This window comes from Nostoc sp. CALU 546 (genome assembly GCF_048836525.1).
The window spans coordinates 1-2,162 of record NZ_JAWJTF010000331.1 but is presented as its reverse complement, the minus strand read 5'-3'; the positions used below and the strand labels follow the sequence as shown (position 1 = coordinate 2,162).

Annotated in this window: 1 protein-coding gene; it reads right to left on the bottom strand. The window is 42.8% G+C overall.

Features of this window, described 5'->3' with window-relative positions:
* Window positions 1-2,162 (bottom strand): PAS domain S-box protein (locus tag RRG12_RS43370; RefSeq protein WP_420763305.1); only part of this gene is annotated, 2,162 nt, incomplete at both ends.

The following is a 2,162-nucleotide window of genomic DNA, read 5'->3' as shown; positions in this document are numbered from 1 at the left end:
AATTCTTCCCCACCGTAACGGGCGACTAAATCGGCTGGACGCTTAACAATGTTTTTGAGGGCACTTGCCAATTGCCGCAAACAATCATCTCCTGCTAAATGACCATAAGTATCATTGTAAAGTTTAAAAAAATCGACATCGAACAAAATTAAAGATAATGCTAGTTGTTCACGTTTGAGTCGCTGCCATTCACCCTCAAGATACTCATCAAATCGGCGGCGATTGGCTATTTGAGTCAAGCCATCTAGGGTAGCTAATCTTTGTAGTTCTTCATTGGCAGCTTGTACTTGCTGATAGAGTACAGATTGATGAATAGCGATCGCTACCTGACTTGCTAACTGTTGCAACAAATTAACTTCAAAGGCTTGCCAGTAACGAGGTGCGGCACACTGGTGAGCAATCAGTAAACCCCATAGATGCTCTCCATTCAAAATCGGCACTATTATAGCAGCCTTAATTTGATAGAGTTGTAATAACTTAAAAAGATCGGCTGAAAAATCAGACTCCTGAATATCATGGAAGACTTTAGGTAATCCCTGGTAATAGTCGCTAAAATCTCGGTTGAGCGAAAATGGATGCATTGTCAGTTCTAATCTCTGGGGGTAGTCATCACCCAATGACTCCGCCGCAAAATTGCCACTTCCGTCAGATTCTAACTGGTAGATAGCTACGGAATCTGAACCCAAACACTGGCGAATACTGTTGACTGTTGTATTCAGAACCTCTTCCAAATCCAGTGATTGCCGAATCTGTTGAGTTACTTCAGTAATTAGCCGTTCTCCCTCTGCTTGTTGTCGCAGCATTGCTTCGGCTTGTTTGCGAGTGTTAATGTCTTCTACTGAGCCAAGAATCTGCGTCGGACTACCGTTAGCATCTCTGGCAAATACAACTTCTCGTGTATTCAGCCAACGCCAATCCCCATTTTTGTGTCGAAATCGATATTCGGTGGAAAGAACTTCATTGTCTTGCAGATTGACGAAGCGACTTGGTACGTCATAGCAGAGATGTCGGTCGTCTGGATGAAAGCAATTTATGAACCACTGCGGATCTGCTTGACAAATTTCCTCTGGGGAGTAGCCTAAAACTGTCACACTTTTCTCATTAAGATAAATGCTTGTTCCTTTTAAGAGGTCAAATAAATATAAAATATGCGGTACGGTATTAGCAACCTTTTGTAGAAAGTCTTGACTTGAGCGCAATGCTTCTTCAGCTTTGTGGCGTTCGCGCAGCGCTGCTTGGTATTCACTAATATCTCGTCCCTCAGAAATTAGTAGTGTCAGACGCCCTGCTTCATCAAGTATAGGACGCAGTGAGAAATCAATCGTAATAATTTGATAATCTCGACCTAAAACGTCAACTTCATAGCGAATCGATTCACCATTAGCAGCAGATGCGATCGCAGTTTTTAATTGTTCTTGTGTCTCTGAAGAAATTGTCCACCATTTTGCTTCCCAAAATGGCTTACCTACCACTTCTTCTCGACTAATCCCAGCAAAGTCCAGTGCTGTTTGGTTCGCTTCTAATACTATTCCATTCGGCTCAAGCAATCCGATAAACTGAATGGTTTGATTGAAAATCGCCCGGAATTTTTGCTCATTTTCACTTAGAGCTTGTTCTACCTGTTTACGATCGGTAATATCTCGTCCAACAGATTGAAGTTCTACAATCGTACCCTGGTCATCAAATATCCCTCGAATAATCCACTGCGTCCACCGCACCCCTTGGCAAGCTACGACGCGATTTTCAATGGTGATAACGGGATTTTCTAAGCTGATGGAATTTACCAGACTAAACACACGTTCTTGGTCTTCCTCAAACACAACAGGTTTGTAGTGCTGACCAATAATTTTGTCTCGCTCCAGTCCAAAAAATCGACAGTAAGCTTCATTAACAAAGGTAAAAGTGCCATCTGGTAAGCCTCTAGCAATCAGTTCCGTTTGGTCTTCGAGGATGGCACGAGAACGCGCTTCGCTCTCTTGCAGTGCAGCTTCTACTTGTTTACGAGCGCTAATATCAAACAATAAACCCTGAAGTAACTGAGTTTGTCCATCGGCATCAAGAACGAGATTAGCTTGATTTCGTACCCAAATTATTCTGCCATCCCGCCTAATCATTCGATACTCGATACTCAAAGGCTCTCCGTTAGCGATCGTAGCGTTTAC